The sequence below is a fragment of the Companilactobacillus muriivasis genome, from assembly GCF_036246245.1.
Taxonomy (GTDB): Bacteria; Bacillota; Bacilli; order Lactobacillales; family Lactobacillaceae; genus Companilactobacillus; species Companilactobacillus muriivasis.
On sequence record NZ_BTTQ01000009.1, the window covers coordinates 88023 to 103787 of the forward strand.

The 15765-nt window shown below is 37.9% G+C and carries 17 protein-coding genes and 1 riboswitch; of the genes, 15 read left to right on the forward strand and 2 right to left on the reverse strand.

Features of this window, described 5'->3' with window-relative positions; genetic code table 11:
• Window positions 1-444 precede the first annotated feature (444 nt).
• The 13 genes from tmk (at window position 445) to AAA923_RS10530 (ending at window position 10356) form a co-directional block, all read left to right on the forward strand.
• The gene (gene tmk, locus AAA923_RS10470) at window positions 445-1095 is read left to right on the forward strand and encodes a dTMP kinase (RefSeq protein WP_041498782.1); all 651 of its coding nucleotides are present in this window, start codon (window positions 445-447) and stop codon (window positions 1093-1095) included.
• 3 nt (window positions 1096-1098) lie between these two features.
• Window positions 1099-1425 (forward strand): cyclic di-AMP receptor DarA, encoded by a 327-nt coding sequence (gene darA / locus AAA923_RS10475; RefSeq protein WP_338216936.1) that lies wholly within the window; start codon window positions 1099-1101, stop codon window positions 1423-1425.
• 2 nt (window positions 1426-1427) lie between these two features.
• Complete coding sequence (locus AAA923_RS10480; protein ID WP_338216938.1) at window positions 1428-2381, forward strand: DNA polymerase III delta subunit-related protein; 954 nt, start codon at window positions 1428-1430, stop codon at window positions 2379-2381.
• Between the two features lie 11 nt (window positions 2382-2392).
• Window positions 2393-2758, forward strand: a complete 366-nt coding sequence (locus AAA923_RS10485; RefSeq protein WP_041498778.1) for an initiation control protein YabA — start codon at window positions 2393-2395, stop codon at window positions 2756-2758.
• A gap of 14 nt (window positions 2759-2772) precedes the next feature.
• Window positions 2773-3648, forward strand: coding sequence for a 16S rRNA (cytidine(1402)-2'-O)-methyltransferase (rsmI, locus tag AAA923_RS10490; RefSeq protein ID WP_338216941.1), 876 nt, complete (start codon window positions 2773-2775; stop codon window positions 3646-3648).
• Complete coding sequence (locus AAA923_RS10495) at window positions 3648-4391, forward strand: acyl-[acyl-carrier-protein] thioesterase (RefSeq protein WP_338216943.1); 744 nt, start codon at window positions 3648-3650, stop codon at window positions 4389-4391. Before rsmI ends, AAA923_RS10495 begins: the two co-directional genes overlap by 1 nt.
• 61 nt (window positions 4392-4452) lie before the next feature.
• A riboswitch (THF riboswitch) is annotated at window positions 4453-4547 on the forward strand.
• Between the two features lie 57 nt (window positions 4548-4604).
• A complete protein-coding gene (locus AAA923_RS10500; RefSeq protein WP_338216945.1) occupies window positions 4605-5126 on the forward strand; it encodes a folate family ECF transporter S component in 522 nt (173 codons plus the stop codon).
• 67 nt (window positions 5127-5193) lie between these two features.
• The gene (tsaB, locus tag AAA923_RS10505; protein WP_338216947.1) at window positions 5194-5916 is read left to right on the forward strand and encodes a tRNA (adenosine(37)-N6)-threonylcarbamoyltransferase complex dimerization subunit type 1 TsaB; all 723 of its coding nucleotides are present in this window, start codon (window positions 5194-5196) and stop codon (window positions 5914-5916) included.
• Window positions 5891-6430, forward strand: coding sequence for a ribosomal protein S18-alanine N-acetyltransferase (gene rimI / locus AAA923_RS10510; RefSeq protein ID WP_338216949.1), 540 nt, complete (start codon window positions 5891-5893; stop codon window positions 6428-6430). Before tsaB ends, rimI begins: the two co-directional genes overlap by 26 nt.
• 31 nt (window positions 6431-6461) lie before the next feature.
• Window positions 6462-7463: a tRNA (adenosine(37)-N6)-threonylcarbamoyltransferase complex transferase subunit TsaD gene (tsaD, locus tag AAA923_RS10515; protein WP_338217004.1), complete on the forward strand. Its 1002-nt coding sequence runs from the start codon at window positions 6462-6464 to the stop codon at window positions 7461-7463.
• Between the two features lie 457 nt (window positions 7464-7920).
• On the forward strand, window positions 7921-8187 hold the full coding sequence (locus tag AAA923_RS10520; protein WP_041498767.1) for an ACT domain-containing protein: 267 nt from the start codon (window positions 7921-7923) through the stop codon (window positions 8185-8187).
• Between the two features lie 9 nt (window positions 8188-8196).
• Complete coding sequence (locus AAA923_RS10525) at window positions 8197-9540, forward strand: PFL family protein (protein ID WP_338216950.1); 1344 nt, start codon at window positions 8197-8199, stop codon at window positions 9538-9540.
• Between the two features lie 105 nt (window positions 9541-9645).
• Window positions 9646-10356 (forward strand): hypothetical protein, encoded by a 711-nt coding sequence (locus AAA923_RS10530; RefSeq protein ID WP_338216951.1) that lies wholly within the window; start codon window positions 9646-9648, stop codon window positions 10354-10356.
• 28 nt (window positions 10357-10384) lie between these two features.
• Here AAA923_RS10530 and AAA923_RS10535 read toward each other — a convergent pair whose 3' ends face one another.
• Together AAA923_RS10535 and AAA923_RS10540 are read right to left on the reverse strand one after the other, a co-directional pair.
• A complete protein-coding gene (locus AAA923_RS10535; protein WP_338216952.1) occupies window positions 10385-11236 on the reverse strand; it encodes a DUF368 domain-containing protein in 852 nt (283 codons plus the stop codon).
• A gap of 479 nt (window positions 11237-11715) precedes the next feature.
• Window positions 11716-13626: an ABC-F family ATP-binding cassette domain-containing protein gene (locus tag AAA923_RS10540; RefSeq protein WP_338216953.1), complete on the reverse strand. Its 1911-nt coding sequence runs from the start codon at window positions 13624-13626 to the stop codon at window positions 11716-11718.
• A 136-nt stretch (window positions 13627-13762) separates the two neighbouring features.
• Between AAA923_RS10540 and AAA923_RS10545 the strand changes: the two genes are divergently transcribed.
• Window positions 13763-14413 carry a redox-sensing transcriptional repressor Rex gene (locus AAA923_RS10545; protein WP_338216956.1) on the forward strand — a complete coding sequence of 217 codons (651 nt, stop codon included), beginning with the start codon at window positions 13763-13765 and terminating at the stop codon, window positions 14411-14413.
• 20 nt (window positions 14414-14433) lie between these two features.
• Complete coding sequence (gene manA, locus AAA923_RS10550; protein WP_338216957.1) at window positions 14434-15402, forward strand: mannose-6-phosphate isomerase, class I; 969 nt, start codon at window positions 14434-14436, stop codon at window positions 15400-15402.
• Window positions 15403-15765 lie beyond the last annotated feature (363 nt).

Consider the following 15765-nt stretch of genomic DNA (forward strand, 5'->3'; position numbering starts at 1 on the left):
TAGATGATTATGAAAAGATCAAGTTATTCCTGATATTTTGGGATTGCTTGGTTTTTTATTTACTTTCGAATTGGGGAAAAATTCGTTAACCTATTTGATAGGAAGACTAATTATTTATTCTATTTTAATAAATTGATCAAATGAAACTAAGGATTGTTTTAAAACAAAGAATATCTTAGCCTTCGGGTGCGAGTGATGGAGTCCAGCAGTGACAGTGGCGTTAGGGCTTTAGCCCTTACACCACAGGACGATTTTGAGACGCGAACTTCGGCTCAAAATCGAGGGTCGAGACCGCACTTTGGCTCGAGCCGGTCCCACAGCGGACTCCATCACTCGCACCCGAAGGCGGCATATATAGATATGTTTTTTTTAAAATGAGAGCTTAGTTTCATTTCAAGTCAATTTCAAGTAAAATAGTAGTAATCATCTAGGAGAGATTAATCTATGTCAGGAATATTTATATCGTTTGAAGGACCAGATGGAGCCGGCAAAACTACCGCTCTTAAAACACTAATGCCACTTTTGCAGGCTAAGACCGACCAAGAGATTGTGCTTTCTCGTGAGCCCGGTGGCAGTTCCATTTCTGAAAAAATCAGAAAGATCATTTTAGACATTCATGATGAAGAAATGGACCCCAGAACTGAGGCTTTATTGTACGCTGCGGCAAGACGTCAACATTTGATTGATGTTATTTTGCCAACGTTGCAAGCTAACAAAATTATGTTGAGCGACCGTTTTGTCGACAGTTCCATCGCTTATCAAGGTGGTGGCCGTGAAATTGGAATGAAAGAAGTCGCTGATATTAACGATTTCGCCATTGATGGACATTTGCCAGATTTAACAATTTACTTTGACGTATCGCCTGAAGTTGGTTTGTCGCGTATTCGAAAAGATCACGAAGGTGCGATGGATCGCTTGGAACGTGAAGCTATTGATTTCCACAATCGAGTTTACGATTCATATATGAAGATTGTTAAAGCTAATCCTGATAGAATAAAAACAATTAATGCTGAACAAGCACCGGAAAAAGTTGTTGCTGATGCTTTGGATGCCATAATTAAGAGATTTCCGAATATTTTTAACAAAGGAGAATAAATCATGAAACTCATTGTAGCCATAATTCAATCAAAAGATAGTCAACAATTGCAAGCTAGTCTTGTTAAAGGTGGTTTTAGAGCTACACAGTTGTCATCGACTGGTGGTTTCTTAAAAGCCGGTAACTGTACATTCTTGATTGGTGTCGAAGAGGAAAAAATTGACGATGCTCTAGCTGTAATCAAGAAAACTTGTCATACCAGAGCTCAATATGTGACTCCAACATTTCTCATGCCCGAAGCTGCTTCTAGTTTGAGTGAACCTGTGGAAGTCCAAGTTGGCGGTGCCACATGCTTTATTTTGCCAGTTGATAAATTCGTGAGATTCTAATAATGGAAAGTTTACTAACAGAACAACCGCGAGTTGTTAATGAATTTAAAAAAATTATTTCGACCAATATGTTGTCACACGCATATTTAATTGACAGTGCTTCATCTAAAATTAGACAGCAGATGGCTATTTGGTTAGCTCAGAGTCAATTTTGTGAAAATTTACAAGATGGCGCTCCGGACCAAACCTGCCAAAAATGTCAGACGATTGCGTTGGGCGATAATCCTGATGTGTTAGAGATTCAAACTGAAAAGCAAAGTATCGGTGTTGATGATATCAAGTTTTTCAAAAAGGAAGCCAACATGGCTGCCACGCAAGGTAAACGAAGAATTTTGATTATCGATGAAGCTGAGAAGATGACTGTTCAGGCTGCGAATAACCTGTTGAAAACTATTGAAGAACCAGAAGGTAATTTGATGATTATCTTATTGGCCGATTCTGCTAAGCAACTTTTGCCAACTATTCAATCACGTGTGCAGATTTTTCATCTGTCGAATCAAAGTAATGATGACGAAATTGCTAGTTTGGTTGCGGTCGGATTTAAGAATGAACAAGCTGAGCGAGCTTTAAAAGTTACCGATATTAAATATTTGGAAAGTATTACTGGCGATAAATACCAAGCTTTGAGTACAGCACTCACGAGTTGGTTAAAAGAAGTTAACAAACAAAAAATAAATAGTTTTGTCGACATACAGACTGATATCATGCCTTTAGTTGAGAATAAAGATCAACAACATTTGGTTTTCGACATGTTGAATCAAATTTTTAGTGATATATTATCAATTAGGTACAATTTAGAAAAATCAACATTAACGTCGGTGGATATCTTGGATCAAAAGGGTATCAAAAAAGTTGTCAGCATGTCAGATGATTTATTCACAGCCGAGCAAATGTGGAAAAGTAATGTATCGTTTCAGGCTATTTTAGAAGATTTATCATTAAAATTTGTGGATTAGTAGGTGAAATCATGGCAGAGAAAGATTTATATGATGAATTTGAGACAATCACAAATCAATTGAATGATATAACTAAAAAGGTTTCTTTGCTGAAAGAGGAACTATCCAAGGCTCTTGAAGAAAAAGAAGAGTTGAAGATAGAGAATCAAAATCTTCGTAAACATTTAGAAAAGATGGGTTATGAGGACAAAGATATTAAAGGCAATGAATTATCTTACTCACGATTGAATCTTGAGAGTTTATATCGTAAAGGATTTCATGTTTGCCAACAATTCTACGGAACTCACCGTAAGGACAAGGAAGAATGTATCTTCTGTACCAACGTCCTTTATGGTAGTAACGACAAAGGTAAGAAAAAGAAAGTTAATATTAGATAAGGGGAGCTATTTGAATGAAAGAACAAAGGAGTTTTGTTGATAATTCGAAGGGCTGCCTTTTTTTAGTGCCAACACCAATTGGTAATTTAGAAGATATGACTTTTCGAGCTGTTAACACTTTAAAAGACGTTGATTTAGTTGCAGCTGAGGATACGCGTAATACTAAGAATTTATTAAATCATTTTGAAATACCAACAGAATTAATAAGTTTTCATGAACATAATACTGCGCAACGTATTCCAGAATTAATAGAAAAAATGAATGCTGGTGTCAAAATTGCTCAAGTCAGCGATGCTGGTGCACCATCAATCAGTGATCCTGGTAAGGAGTTAGTTAAAGCTGCCATTAAGGCTGATATTCCAGTCGTTCCGCTACCTGGAGCCACAGCGTCAGTTACAGCTTTGATTGCTTCAGGAATCGCACCACAGCCATTTTATTTCTTTGGATTTTTACCTCGTAAGGGTAAGGAAAGAACTGAAGCTTTGAACAATCTGTCTCAACGCGAAGAAACAACTATCGTTTATGAATCACCATATCGTGTGAAAAAGACGATTCAAGACTTGATTGACAATTTTGGTGCTGACCGTCAAATTACGTTAGCTCGTGAGTTGACTAAGATTCATGAAGCTTTCTTACGTGGCAGTTTGGAACAAGTTGCTGAGTACTATCAAGACAATGATCCTAAGGGTGAATATGTTTTGATAATTGCTGGAAAGCCAGTTGAAGCCGCTACTCAAGAGGAATCTGATGATGACTTGGTTGTAGCAGTGGATAGTTTAATTAAACAAGGTGAAAAGCCAAACAAAGCAATCAAAGAGGTTGCGGCTCGTAATGGATTGAAGAAACAGGATGTTTACAATCTTTATCACGGAATCGGAGAGGAACAATAGTGACAGAGAAAAGAACTTTTGCAATTGAAATGGAAGTACCATATTATTTCGTCAACTTTTCAGGAGAAATGCGTCTGTCAGCTTTGATTGATGTGATGCTATTAACTTCAGAAAAACAGCTCCACCAATCGGACCTAGATAGCGCTGAAATGGTTCAGAATGAAGGACTTGGTTGGGTGGTCGTCCAATATCACATGGATATTAAACAGATGCCTAAACTTGGTCAAAAGTTAAAAGTTGTCACTCAAGCAACTAGTTATAACAAGTATTTCTTCTATCGTGATTTTTGGATTGAAGATGAAAATGGCGACACAATCGTTAAAGCTGAAAGTGCCTTTGTTTTGATTGATATTAAAGAACGTAAGATTGTTGGAGCCAATGATCGTTTGGATGATAAGTTTGGTGCTGAAGAAACTACTAAGCTCAAGCGTTTCAATCGTTTAAAAGTACCTGATGATTACGACTATAAGCAACCACAACATATTGGTTACTATAATATTGATGTTAATAAACATGTTAATAATTCATATTATTTTGACTGGATGGTCGATACATTAGATATGGACTTTATCGGCAGTCACACACTCAAGAGTATGGATATTAAATATGACAAAGAGTTGAATATTGAGAGTGAACCAGTCTCATATGCAAAACTCGATAATACGAATAATAAATCAATTCATTGGATAAAGAATGGTGACGTGCTGAACGTTATTGCTCAATTTGAGTGGAAAGATAAGTAATTTACAAACAAAATACTTGCTTACAGAAAATATAGTGTTATTATTGACGAGTACTTAAAAATTTGGGGTAGGGTTCAAGGCGTTAAGTGTCGATGGAACGGAATGTGAACGTCGAACAAAGAGTTTTCTCGCGATCTTGAATCCGCATTCGCCACTTTATATACGTCTCTTTTGCCTATATCTGGTGGCAGCTCCTTTCGGGAGATGTCGATTATGAACAGTAGAAGTTCAGTAATAAGCGTTCAAGAAGTTACCTGGATGGCTCTATTGATAGCATTACAAATGGTGCTAGCAAAGTTGTCAGTCGGTAGCAATACTTTGAAAGTCGGATTTAGCTTCATTGCAATTGGGTTATTAGGTTATTATTTTGGACCTTTTAAAGCTGCCATTGCTAATGTGTTGGCTGATGTGATCAGCAATTTGCTCTTACCATCAGGCGGTGGATTCTTCATTGGATTCACATTCTCAGCCTTAGTAGCAGGTGCCATTTACGGATTCATGCTTTATAACCACAAAGTTTCAGTTTGGAGAACTTTTGTTACCGTCCTATTGATAACGGTAATTGTTAACACCGGACTTAATACCTTGTGGATTCACATGATGACTAACGTACCTTTCGTAACTTTATTAGTTCCAAGACTTGCGAAAGAGGCATTCAGTCTGGTTTATCAGACGGGTCTTTTATATATCGTCCTTAAGTGGATTGATAATTCGAAATTTAATAAAATCGGCTAATAGGGCCGATTTTTTTTTGTACAAAAATTCTGTGTTAAAATAGTTTTATTAAGAATGAGGGATAAATATGAAAATTTTAGCATTTGATTCATCTAATAAGCCGCTATCCGTTGCCGTTGTAGTTGATGGCAAGGTTTTAGCTCATTTGGAGTCGACTGAGAAAAAGACTCACAGTATTACTATTTTGCCAGATATTAAAAAAGCTTTAGCCGAATCCAATTTAACCATGGATGATATCGACTTAATTGCGGTTGCTAAAGGACCCGGTTCTTACACTGGAGTCAGAATTGCGGTCACAGTTGCCAAGACTTTAGCTGATACTTTGCACAAGAATTTAGTCGGAGTTTCTAGCTTAGAATTATTAGCTGCTAACGGGGATAAAGCTCATATTCTAGTGCCATTAATGGATGCCAGAAATGACAACGCATTTGCCGGCGTTTATCAAAATTCACGCGATAAATTCGTTAGTATCATCGGGGATCATCACACTTCAATGGAGAAACTATTTGATGCTTTGAAGGAATATGATGAAGATCAATTGGAATTTATCAACGTCACACCTAGATTACAAGAGTTAATTCAAAATCAATTTCCAAATGCCAAAATTATTGCCGCTGAAGATTCATTGCCAGATGCAGCTAAACTCGCCAAGTTAGCTGAGTCAAAGAAACCAGTTACTGATATTGATGATTTTGTGCCAACATATTTACGTTTGACACAAGCTGAGCACGACTGGTATGCCAAAGGACATAAGGATGACGGCAATGTTTCTTATGTTGAAGAAGTTTAAAAAGTTATTTTCTAATAAAACCACGAAATTTGATTTTGAAGACCAAATAGTTTCGATTGAGGATCGAAAGTTCACTTTAAGAAAGGCTAGTCCTAAAGATGCAATTCAATTTATGAAGATTCAGGAAACAATTTATCCAATTCCAGTTCCATGGCCAATTGATATTGTGCGGATGGAAATTGATAACAGGAATGCACTTTATTTGTCGTTAGTTGAAAATGAGCGTGTGATTGCCTTTATCGGAGTTTCACTGGGGGATAAGACGGAATCACATATTACCAATTTGGCTGTTCATGCTGATTACCAAAATATGGGAATTGGTCATTTACTGTTGAATGAAATTTTTGACTATTGTCGCAAACGTGATTATCAGAAGATGTCATTAGAAGTGGACGTAACTAATGATTCAGCGTTAGCTTTGTATGATGCGTTTGGGTTTAAAGTTCGAACTGTGCATAAAAAGTATTATTTTAGAAATCATCACGATGCATGGGAAATGATCGTTGATCTGTGAGGAGATTACTGTGGAAAAAGATACATTAATAATGTCATTTGAAAGTAGCTGTGATGAGACATCAGTTGCTATTATTAAGAATGGTAAGGAAATTTTATCGAATATTATCGCAACACAAATAAAGAGTCACCAACGTTTCGGTGGAGTTGTACCCGAAGTTGCCAGTCGTCACCACGTTGAAGAAGTTACTAAGTGTATCGATTTAGCTTTGGACAAAGCTAAAGTTGGTTATGATGACCTCGATGCGGTTGCTGTCACTTACGGACCAGGATTAGTTGGTTCATTGTTGATTGGAATCATGGCAGCGAAGACGGTAGCTTTTGCCCACAATTTACCATTGATTAAAGTTAATCACTTGGCAGGACACATTTACTCAGCTAATTTCGTGACTGAATTACAATATCCATTCATGTCATTGTTAGTTTCAGGTGGACACACTGAACTAGTTTTAGTCACAGCTCCTGGAGTTTTCCACACCTTGGGTGATACCCGTGATGATGCTGTTGGGGAAGCTTATGACAAAATCGGTCGTGTGCTAGGAATCAATTATCCCGCTGGCAAAAAAGTTGATGAGATGGCTGCTGTCGGAAAAGATACTTTCAATTTCCCTAGAGCTATGGTTCAAGAAGATAATTTGGACTTCAGTTTCAGTGGGTTGAAGAGTGCGTTTATCAATACTGTTCACCATGCTGACCAAGTTCATGAAGAGTTAAACAAGGATGATTTGGCTGCTAGTTTTCAAGGTGCCGTGTTGGATATTTTGACAAATAAGACATTCAAAGCTTTGAAATTACATCCAGTTAAGCAATTGATTGTTGGCGGTGGAGTTTCAGCTAACCAAGGATTGCGTAAACGTTTGGCTGAAGAGATTGAAAAGCGTGATATGGATATGGAATTGGTATTCCCTCCATTGCGCTTGTGTGGCGATAATGCGGCTATGATTGGCGCCATGGCTCAGATTCAATATGACAAGGGCGACTTTGCGGAATTGGATTTGAATGCTGATCCTAGTTTGGATTTTGATATGGAATAGGGTTTTCCGCCAGAGGCTGGCAGTAATATAGCCTGCGGTGTGACCGGTTCGAGCCAAGGTCTCGCACCTCGATTTTGAGCTTTGCAAAAACCGCAAATCTCAAAATACGTCAGTGGAGTAAGGGCTTTAGCCCTTACTCCACTTGCACTGCGAGCCATATTACTGCCAGTCTCCGGCTAGGTTGTTTGAGGGCTCTAGGTTATTGATATATTGCAGTTTAATTATTCTTCAAGATTATTAATGCTTTGTAATAGTTAAATGTGAATAAATTTATAGGGATGCCATCGAAGTTTTAATCGGTGGTGTCTTTTTTTACTGTGCATAAGTTTTTCTTTGGATGAAATTTAAAGATGAAATATCAATTATATTTTTCCTTTAATATTTCCTATTGCCCCCGCAAACCAAATAATATAAGATAGCCTCAACACAATCGAAAGATGAAAGAAGAGGGATCACTATGAAAGCTATTCTGACAGTTTTAGGTCACGACCAGGTTGGTATTGTGGCTAAAGTTTCAACTAAGTTGGCTGAACTTGATGTCAATATTATTGATATTTCGCAGACTTTGATGCATGACAACTTTACGATGATGATGATGGTGACGTGGGATGATGCTACTAAATTTGACACGATCAAAGATAATTTGAGTGAACTTGGTCAAGCCACTGGCTTGGACATTCGCATTCAACGTGAAGAAATTTTTGATGCGATTCAGAAACTTTAGGAGGCTGCCATGGAAACTAATTCTATTTTAGAAACGATTCAGATGATTTCGGAAGAAAAACTCGATATTCGGACAATTACAATGAGTATTTCGCTCTTTGACTGTATCGACAGCGATGGTGAAAAAGCTCGTCAAAAAATTTACAATAAGTTGATGACTAAAGCTAAAAATCTCGTTAAGGTAGCTGACCAAATTGAATCAGAATATGGGATTCCTATCGTCAATAAACGTATTTCGGTAACACCAATTTCCTTGATTGCTGCAGCTTCTGGTGACAAGGATTATGTTGCTTATGCTAAAACAATGGATCAAGCTGCCAAGGATTTAGGTGTTGATTTGATTGGTGGCTTTTCGGCTTTAGTTCAAAAAGGTTATCAATCTGGTGATGTCAAATTGATTCAATCGATTCCACAAGCTTTGACAGAAACTAGTCGTGTCTGTGGTTCGGTCAATGTTGGTTCAACACGTTCAGGTATCAACTTGGATGCGGTTGGTCAAATGGGGCAAGTGGTTAAAGATTTGGCTAAAGTTGATCCCGTTAATTGCATGAGTCTAGTTATTTTTGCCAATGCGGTTGAAGATAATCCATTCATGGCTGGAGCTTTCCACGGTGTCGGTGAAGCTGATTGTGTCATTAACGTTGGTATCAGTGGCCCCGGAGTAGTTAAGAGTGCGCTGGAACATGTTAAGGGACAACCAATCGATGTTGTTTCTGAGACCATCAAGAAAACAACGTTTAAAGTTACTAGAATGGGTCAATTCGTTGGAGATTTAGCTTCTAAGGCCTTGGGCGTACCTTTTGGTATCGTAGACTTGTCATTGGCTCCAACGCCGAATGAGGGCGATTCTGTGGCTGAAATTTTGGAAGAAATCGGTTTGGAAAGTGTCGGCGCTCCTGGAACGACTGCTGCTTTAGCATTGTTGAATGATGCGGTTAAAAAGGGTGGCGTCATGGCCTGTGAACATGTTGGTGGCTTGTCAGGTGCTTTTATTCCAGTTTCTGAAGATGCTGAAATGATTCGTGCCGTTAATGCAGGTAATTTGAATATTGAAAAACTCGAAGCCATGACTGCTGTTTGTTCGGTTGGCCTTGATATGATTGCGATTCCTGGCGATACGACAGCTGAAACTATCAGTGGAATGATTGCGGATGAAGCTGCCATTGGTGTTATCAACAACAAGACAACTGCGGTTAGAATTATTCCTGCGACTGGTAAAAAAGTTGGCGATGAAGTTGAGTTTGGCGGACTCTTTGGACGGGCTCCAGTTATGGCAGTCAATACCAACAGTCCCGCGGACTTTATCCATCGTGGCGGTAGAATTCCTGCACCTATTCATTCATTTAAAAATTAACTTTATAAATACTGATATTCGTATCGGTATTTTTTTTGCTATTTTTTTGAAAAAATCACTTAATTATTCGACCAAATTGTGGTACAAAGTATGGGAGGTGTATTCATGAAAACCAGAACAAAGATTTCATACGTAATTTTAAAGTATGATGATCAAACCGATAATATTTATACGAAGACATCAAACAATGAAAACCATGTCTACGAGATTCCCACCGTTGAGTACAATCCAAAACAGGATGCAGGGTTTGAGGATGTAAAAACCTATCTCGCAAATGGAGGACTTACTTCTACAACTTATTTTGATGAAAATAATATATTTGTTCCAATAGTTAATGTAACTTATGAAGTTGGCGTCTGCTTTTATGATTACGTGGCAATAATTTTTGAGTCCGCACAAAAAGGCTTTGAAGGAATGAATTACGAATCATGGTATCGGATTAAATATGACCGTGATACCCAAACTTGGAATCTATTGTGGAACAGTGGTCTGACTGATCCAATCGACTACATATTTAAAAACACTTCCTTAACTGAATATGTACCTAATCCTAAGGGTAGGGATAAATTAACATTCAACAATGTGATGCATTTTGTGACTGAACAGACTAATGATTTTCCAATTTTAGGATTGTTGTCAGGCGATAAGTTTACGATGAAACAAGTTTTCCATTATCAAGATTTATTGGGCTTTGAAACCCTGAAAGCCGGAGATAATCGAACCTTTGAAAATCAATACGCTGATTCGATTCAAACGGTTGAAGACGACAAACATACAACGTCATATAAAATTAAAAATGAGTATCTAAAGAAATAACGTTGAGAAATTAATCTCAACGTTATTTTTATTTGTATTTATCTTCTAATCGACTCATCCATAAGGCCAAAATACAGCCCAGAATGAAGAATCCGATACTCAATATCCAGTCCCAACCGGTGACATTTTGATAAGAAATACTCTCACTTGAGTAAGGATTAGGAATCAGGATTAAAATGGTACTTGCTAAAACTATTCCCAAAATGAAATGATAAACCCGTGAATGATGGTGTTTGATTAAACTTTCCATAGCTTTTGAAAAAATCAGGATGGAGACCATTCCACCTAACGCAATCGGAATGAAAACCAAGGGATCAAATGATTTGAAACCTTGCAACATCGGTGCGTATAGTCCCAAAATAATCAAAAGATTTGATGGACTCAATCCAGGAACTAAGACTCCTAAGGCAATCAAAACTCCAGCAATGAAAAATCCAAATGAGTTGGCTGGAATAGTTCCTAATATTTCATTCATGAAGAATAGAAAAAGTCCGCCACCAATCAACATTGTGAAAAACCAGATGACATCGTATTTGTCACGCTTAGTCCGTGAAGTTGATTCTCGGATTAGAGTGGGAAGGGTACCGATAATAGTTCCTGCAAATCCCCACAGAACAATCATCTGATAGTGAGCCAGTAAGTATTCCAAAGGTTGTGACAGGACACCGATACCAACAATTCCACCAATACCGATTGGTAAAAAGTAAATGAAGTCACGCTTAAAATTTTGTCTGACGTGTGCCATAAAACTTAGCAATCGTTCATAAATACCAAGAATAGCTGCCAAAACACCGCCCGAAACACCGGGGAGAATGAATCCTAAAGCGATGATTACGCCTTTGAAAAAACGCATATAAATAGTATCTCGTTTTGTTTTCATAGTTCCTCTTTGTAAAAGTTATTTCGTTCACATTATCAGAAAATATATACTATGGCAAGTTGTCGCCTCCGGCTAGTGTATTTATTGTGATGGAATTATTTGTTCACTATGTATAAATATTTTGGACGTAATTATGTATGAATATCAGGGTGATGTTGTTAGTTTTGATTATGTGGTTGGATATAAAAAGAGGCCGTACAATCCACAAAGTAATGAGGATCATATAGTCTCTAGATTTGTTATTTTAATAACTTGAGTACAAAAACAATTCTAAAGCAAATTTATACATAGCCGGAGGGTGACAGAGGAAAAGATAGTCTGCGATGGAGGTGGCGTTAATGCTTTAGCATTTACACCACAGGGCGACTTTGGAGACTTGCTGATTTTGCAAGGCTTCAAATCGAGGTTCGAGACCGTACTTTGGCTCGAACCGGTCCTCATGGCAGAACTATCTTTTCCTCTGTCACCCGGAGGCGGAACTATTTAAAGTTTTCTAGTTCAATCGATTTTTCAGTCCATTGTTCTTCGATTTTATCTTGCTTAGCTTTATTCTCATCCAATTCTTTTTGCATATCGGCCAATTTGCTATATGACGTTAGATTTTCTTCCTTGGTCATTTCCTTTTGAATGGCAGTATTCTTGTCTTCCAATTCGGCTAATTGATCTTCTAATTCTTCAACCTGACGTTGCAACTTACGTTCTTGCTTTTGTTGTTCCTTAGATTGTTGATACTCCATCTTCTTTTCACTGACGTTAGAAGTTTTAGTTTCTTCTTCAGCGACTGGTTGGACGGTAGTTTTCTCAAGGTAATAATCATAATCACCAAGGTAAACTTTACTGCCCTCACTGCCGATATCAACGATTCTATTGGCAAGCGTATTTAGTAGGTAACGGTCATGGGAAACGAACAGGACGGTACCAGGGAAGCTCTTCAAGGCGTCTTCAAGGACTTCCTTACTGTCGATATCCAAATGGTTAGTTGGTTCATCCATTACTAGAAAGTTATTGTTTTCCATAGACAGTTTTGTCAAAGTTAAACGAGCTTTCTCACCACCGGATAATCCAGCAACTGGTTTGAGTACATCGTCACCACTGAAGAGGAATGCTCCTAACTTCTTACGGATGATTTGTTCATCGAGGCGTGGGTAACGGTCCCAAATTTCATGTAGAACATCTTTCTTTGGATCGAGTCCCTTTAAATTCTGGTCATAGTAACCAACTTGAACGTTGGCACCAAATTGGCTAGTTCCTTTAATCAACGGAATGCGACCGAGAATTGACTTGAGAAAGGTTGATTTACCGATACCATTTGGTCCGATAATACCAACACGTTCACCTTTTTTGACATCAAGATTGATTGGTTCGGACATGATTTCATTATCATAACCGATGGCTGCATCTTTAACTAAAAGGACGTCATTTCCACTTTCCTTGTCGATGTCAAATGAGAAGTGCACAGAACCTTGATCACTGCCGGGGCGATCCAAGACATCCATATGTTCCAACTTCTTACGACGACTTTGAGCCATCTTAGTTGTGGAAGCACGGACGATATTCTTTTGGATATACTCTTCAGTTTTCTTGATTTCTGCTTGTTGTTCTTCATAATGTTTCCAAGCAACAGCTTGATTCTTCTTCTTTTCGTCGAGGTAGAAAGTATAGTTGCCAGAGTAGTGAGTTGATGAATGTTGATTGATTTCAACAATTTCAGTTGCTACTTTATCGAGGAAGTATTGGTCATGGGACACGATAACTAGGGCGCCACGATAACCTTTGAGGTAACTTTCCAACCACTCGACAGTATTAATATCCAAGTGATTAGTAGGTTCATCCAAAAGTAAGATATCGTGATGTTCCAAAAGCATTTTAGCCATAGCTAAACGAGATCTCTCACCACCAGAAAGGGTAGAAATCTTGTGTTCCCAAACATCTTCGTCAAAGCCAAATCCCTTGAGGACACTGCGGATTTCTGATTGATAGCCGTAACCATTTTCTTGACGGAAAGTATTTTGCAATTGATCATATTGCTTAAGAATGTCGTCATAGTCTGCAACATTTGGATTAGCTAGTTTTTCTTCCAAAGCATGCATCTTTTTTTCTTGAGCTTTAAGATAATCGAAAACTTTTTCCATTTCCAAAAAAATTTGATTGTCGCTATCTAGTCCAGAATCCTGGGCCAAATAACCGATATTGGTATCTTTTTTTAGGGCAATATTGCCACTGTTATAACTCTCTTGGTCAGAGATGATCTTCAGCAAAGTAGACTTTCCAACCCCGTTTCGACCGACCAAACCAATGCGGCTGTTGTCTTGTATCTCGAAACTGACATTGGAGAAAAGTTTCTTTGTACCGAAATTTTTCGTAATGTTCTGTGCTTGTAATAAAATCAAAATATAACTCCTTTATGTATTCACAATTTTATCATTAATTAATAATTTATGCCTTTATAGGTTTAACGTATTGCGTTTTTAGTGATTTTTATTTACTATGAATGTTAGTGAAATGACACACATATGGTGGTAAATTATGACAAAAACAACAGTTCCAAACGCAACAATAAAGCGTTTACCAATTTATTATCGTTACTTCCAATTTCTCAAGGACGAAGGCACAAAAAAAATCTCCTCTGGTGAACTATCAGAAGGGGTCAAAATTGATAGTGCTACAATTAGACGTGACTTCTCATATCTAGGTGCACTTGGGAAACGTGGATATGGCTACGATGTAAGCGATTTAGTGGCATTCTTTAAAAAGCTGTTGAATCAAGATAAACGGACCAATGTAGCTCTAGTTGGTGTCGGTAATTTAGGTAACGCCTTACTAAATTATAACTTTTCTCGAACAAATAATGTTCGAATTGCGGCAGCTTTTGATATAAATAAAGAAATTGTCGGTACAGTTAAGAGCGGTGTTCCCGTTTACGACATTAGTGAATTAAAGGAACAACTTAACTTACAACAGATTGATGTTTGTATTTTGACAGTTTCTTCAAATGCTGCGCAAACGACTGCTGACTTGTTGGCAGATGCAGGAGTTCGAGGAATCTTGAACTTCACACCAGTTATTATCAACGTACCAAACAGTATCCGTGTTCATTACGTCGATTTGGCAAATGAATTGCAGACACTGATTTTCTTCCTAGACCGCGATAAGTCATTGACAGAAGAAACAAACTAAACTTTTGGGGGAATTTTTTTATGAGTGAACCATTATTTTTGAAACCTGTCTTCCACGAAAAAATCTGGGGTGGCAGAAAGTTAGAAACTAAGTTTGGTTACAACATTCCTGATGGTTCTATAGGTGAATGCTGGGCTATTTCAGGGCATCCACATGGTAGATCAGAAGTTGAAAACGGCGAGTTTGCTGGACAATATGTTGACGACCTATGGAAAAATCATAGTGAATTATTTGGCAATCCCAAGGGAAAAGTTTTTCCATTGCTAACTAAGATTTTGGATGCCGAAGCAAGTCTTTCAGTCCAAGTTCACCCTGACAACGCATACGCTGCCGAGCATGAACACGAATTAGGTAAGACAGAATGCTGGTACATCATTGATGCTGAACCAGGTTCATACTTAATTTACGGTCACAATGCTAAAAATAAGGCAGAACTCGACCAAATGATCGAATCAGGCGACTGGGACCACTTATTGAGAAAAGTACCAGTTAAGACAGGCGATTTCTACTATGTACCAAGTGGTACCGTTCACGCCTTGAACAAAGGTATCATGGCACTCGAAACACAACAAAGCAGTGATACAACATATCGTTTGTATGACTACGATCGTGTTGAAAAGTCGACAGGTAAGAAACGTGATCTTCACATCAAACAATCAGAAGATACAATTATAGTTCCTCATAAAGATCCAAAACTAAATATTGAATCAAAACAAGTTGGTAAGAATAAGTTTACAACATTCGTTCAACCACCAGTTTCACCATTCTTCTCAGTTTATCACTGGGAAATCAAAGAACCAGTTGAATTACATCACCAAATCGGTAAGTATACCTTAATCTCAGTTCTTAGTGGAGAAGGAAAGATTACCGTTGATAGCAAGGATTATGATTTGAAGAAAGGCGTTCACTTGATTGTACCCGCAACAGTAAACGCTTGGACACTTGCTGGAGATTTGGATATTATCGCATCTGAATCAGGCGAAGCCTAGAGAGAGTGGAGCAGGCCTGGGAATTTCCGAGCATTTTCGTGAATAAGTGAATTGCACGCCGGTTTTTGCGTGTGATTTGCTTATTCATGAAAAGCGGAAGAAATTGGCCTGTGGAACTCGTTTCAGAGCCACTGCATGTTCAGCAATGGTCTAAAATACCATTGTTGGTATATATTACGATATGCTCTGAAACATTCCAAAATAAGCACATTGTTTTGCACTATGAACGTCTCTAATAATTCATCCAAAAACAATGCCAAAATCACCAAATTCTAATAAAAAAATCAAAAATCATTCACTAAATACAGAATACCGGAAAAATAAATCCGTATATTCTGTATTTTTTTATCCAAAAATCAATTA

Coding starts and splice junctions, on each gene's coding strand:
- tmk (WP_041498782.1), top strand. CDS start 445: ATGTCAGGAATATTTATATCGTTTGAAGGACCAGATGGAGCCGGCAAA.
- darA (WP_338216936.1), top strand. CDS start 1,099: ATGAAACTCATTGTAGCCATAATTCAATCAAAAGATAGTCAACAATTG.
- AAA923_RS10480 (WP_338216938.1), top strand. CDS start 1,428: ATGGAAAGTTTACTAACAGAACAACCGCGAGTTGTTAATGAATTTAAA.
- AAA923_RS10485 (WP_041498778.1), top strand. CDS start 2,393: ATGGCAGAGAAAGATTTATATGATGAATTTGAGACAATCACAAATCAA.
- rsmI (WP_338216941.1), top strand. CDS start 2,773: ATGAAAGAACAAAGGAGTTTTGTTGATAATTCGAAGGGCTGCCTTTTT.
- AAA923_RS10500 (WP_338216945.1), top strand. CDS start 4,605: ATGAACAGTAGAAGTTCAGTAATAAGCGTTCAAGAAGTTACCTGGATG.
- tsaB (WP_338216947.1), top strand. CDS start 5,194: ATGAAAATTTTAGCATTTGATTCATCTAATAAGCCGCTATCCGTTGCC.
- rimI (WP_338216949.1), top strand. CDS start 5,891: ATGTTTCTTATGTTGAAGAAGTTTAAAAAGTTATTTTCTAATAAAACC.
- tsaD (WP_338217004.1), top strand. CDS start 6,462: ATGTCATTTGAAAGTAGCTGTGATGAGACATCAGTTGCTATTATTAAG.
- AAA923_RS10520 (WP_041498767.1), top strand. CDS start 7,921: ATGAAAGCTATTCTGACAGTTTTAGGTCACGACCAGGTTGGTATTGTG.
- AAA923_RS10525 (WP_338216950.1), top strand. CDS start 8,197: ATGGAAACTAATTCTATTTTAGAAACGATTCAGATGATTTCGGAAGAA.
- AAA923_RS10530 (WP_338216951.1), top strand. CDS start 9,646: ATGAAAACCAGAACAAAGATTTCATACGTAATTTTAAAGTATGATGAT.
- AAA923_RS10535 (WP_338216952.1), bottom strand. CDS start 11,236: ATGAAAACAAAACGAGATACTATTTATATGCGTTTTTTCAAAGGCGTA.
- AAA923_RS10545 (WP_338216956.1), top strand. CDS start 13,763: ATGACAAAAACAACAGTTCCAAACGCAACAATAAAGCGTTTACCAATT.
- manA (WP_338216957.1), top strand. CDS start 14,434: ATGAGTGAACCATTATTTTTGAAACCTGTCTTCCACGAAAAAATCTGG.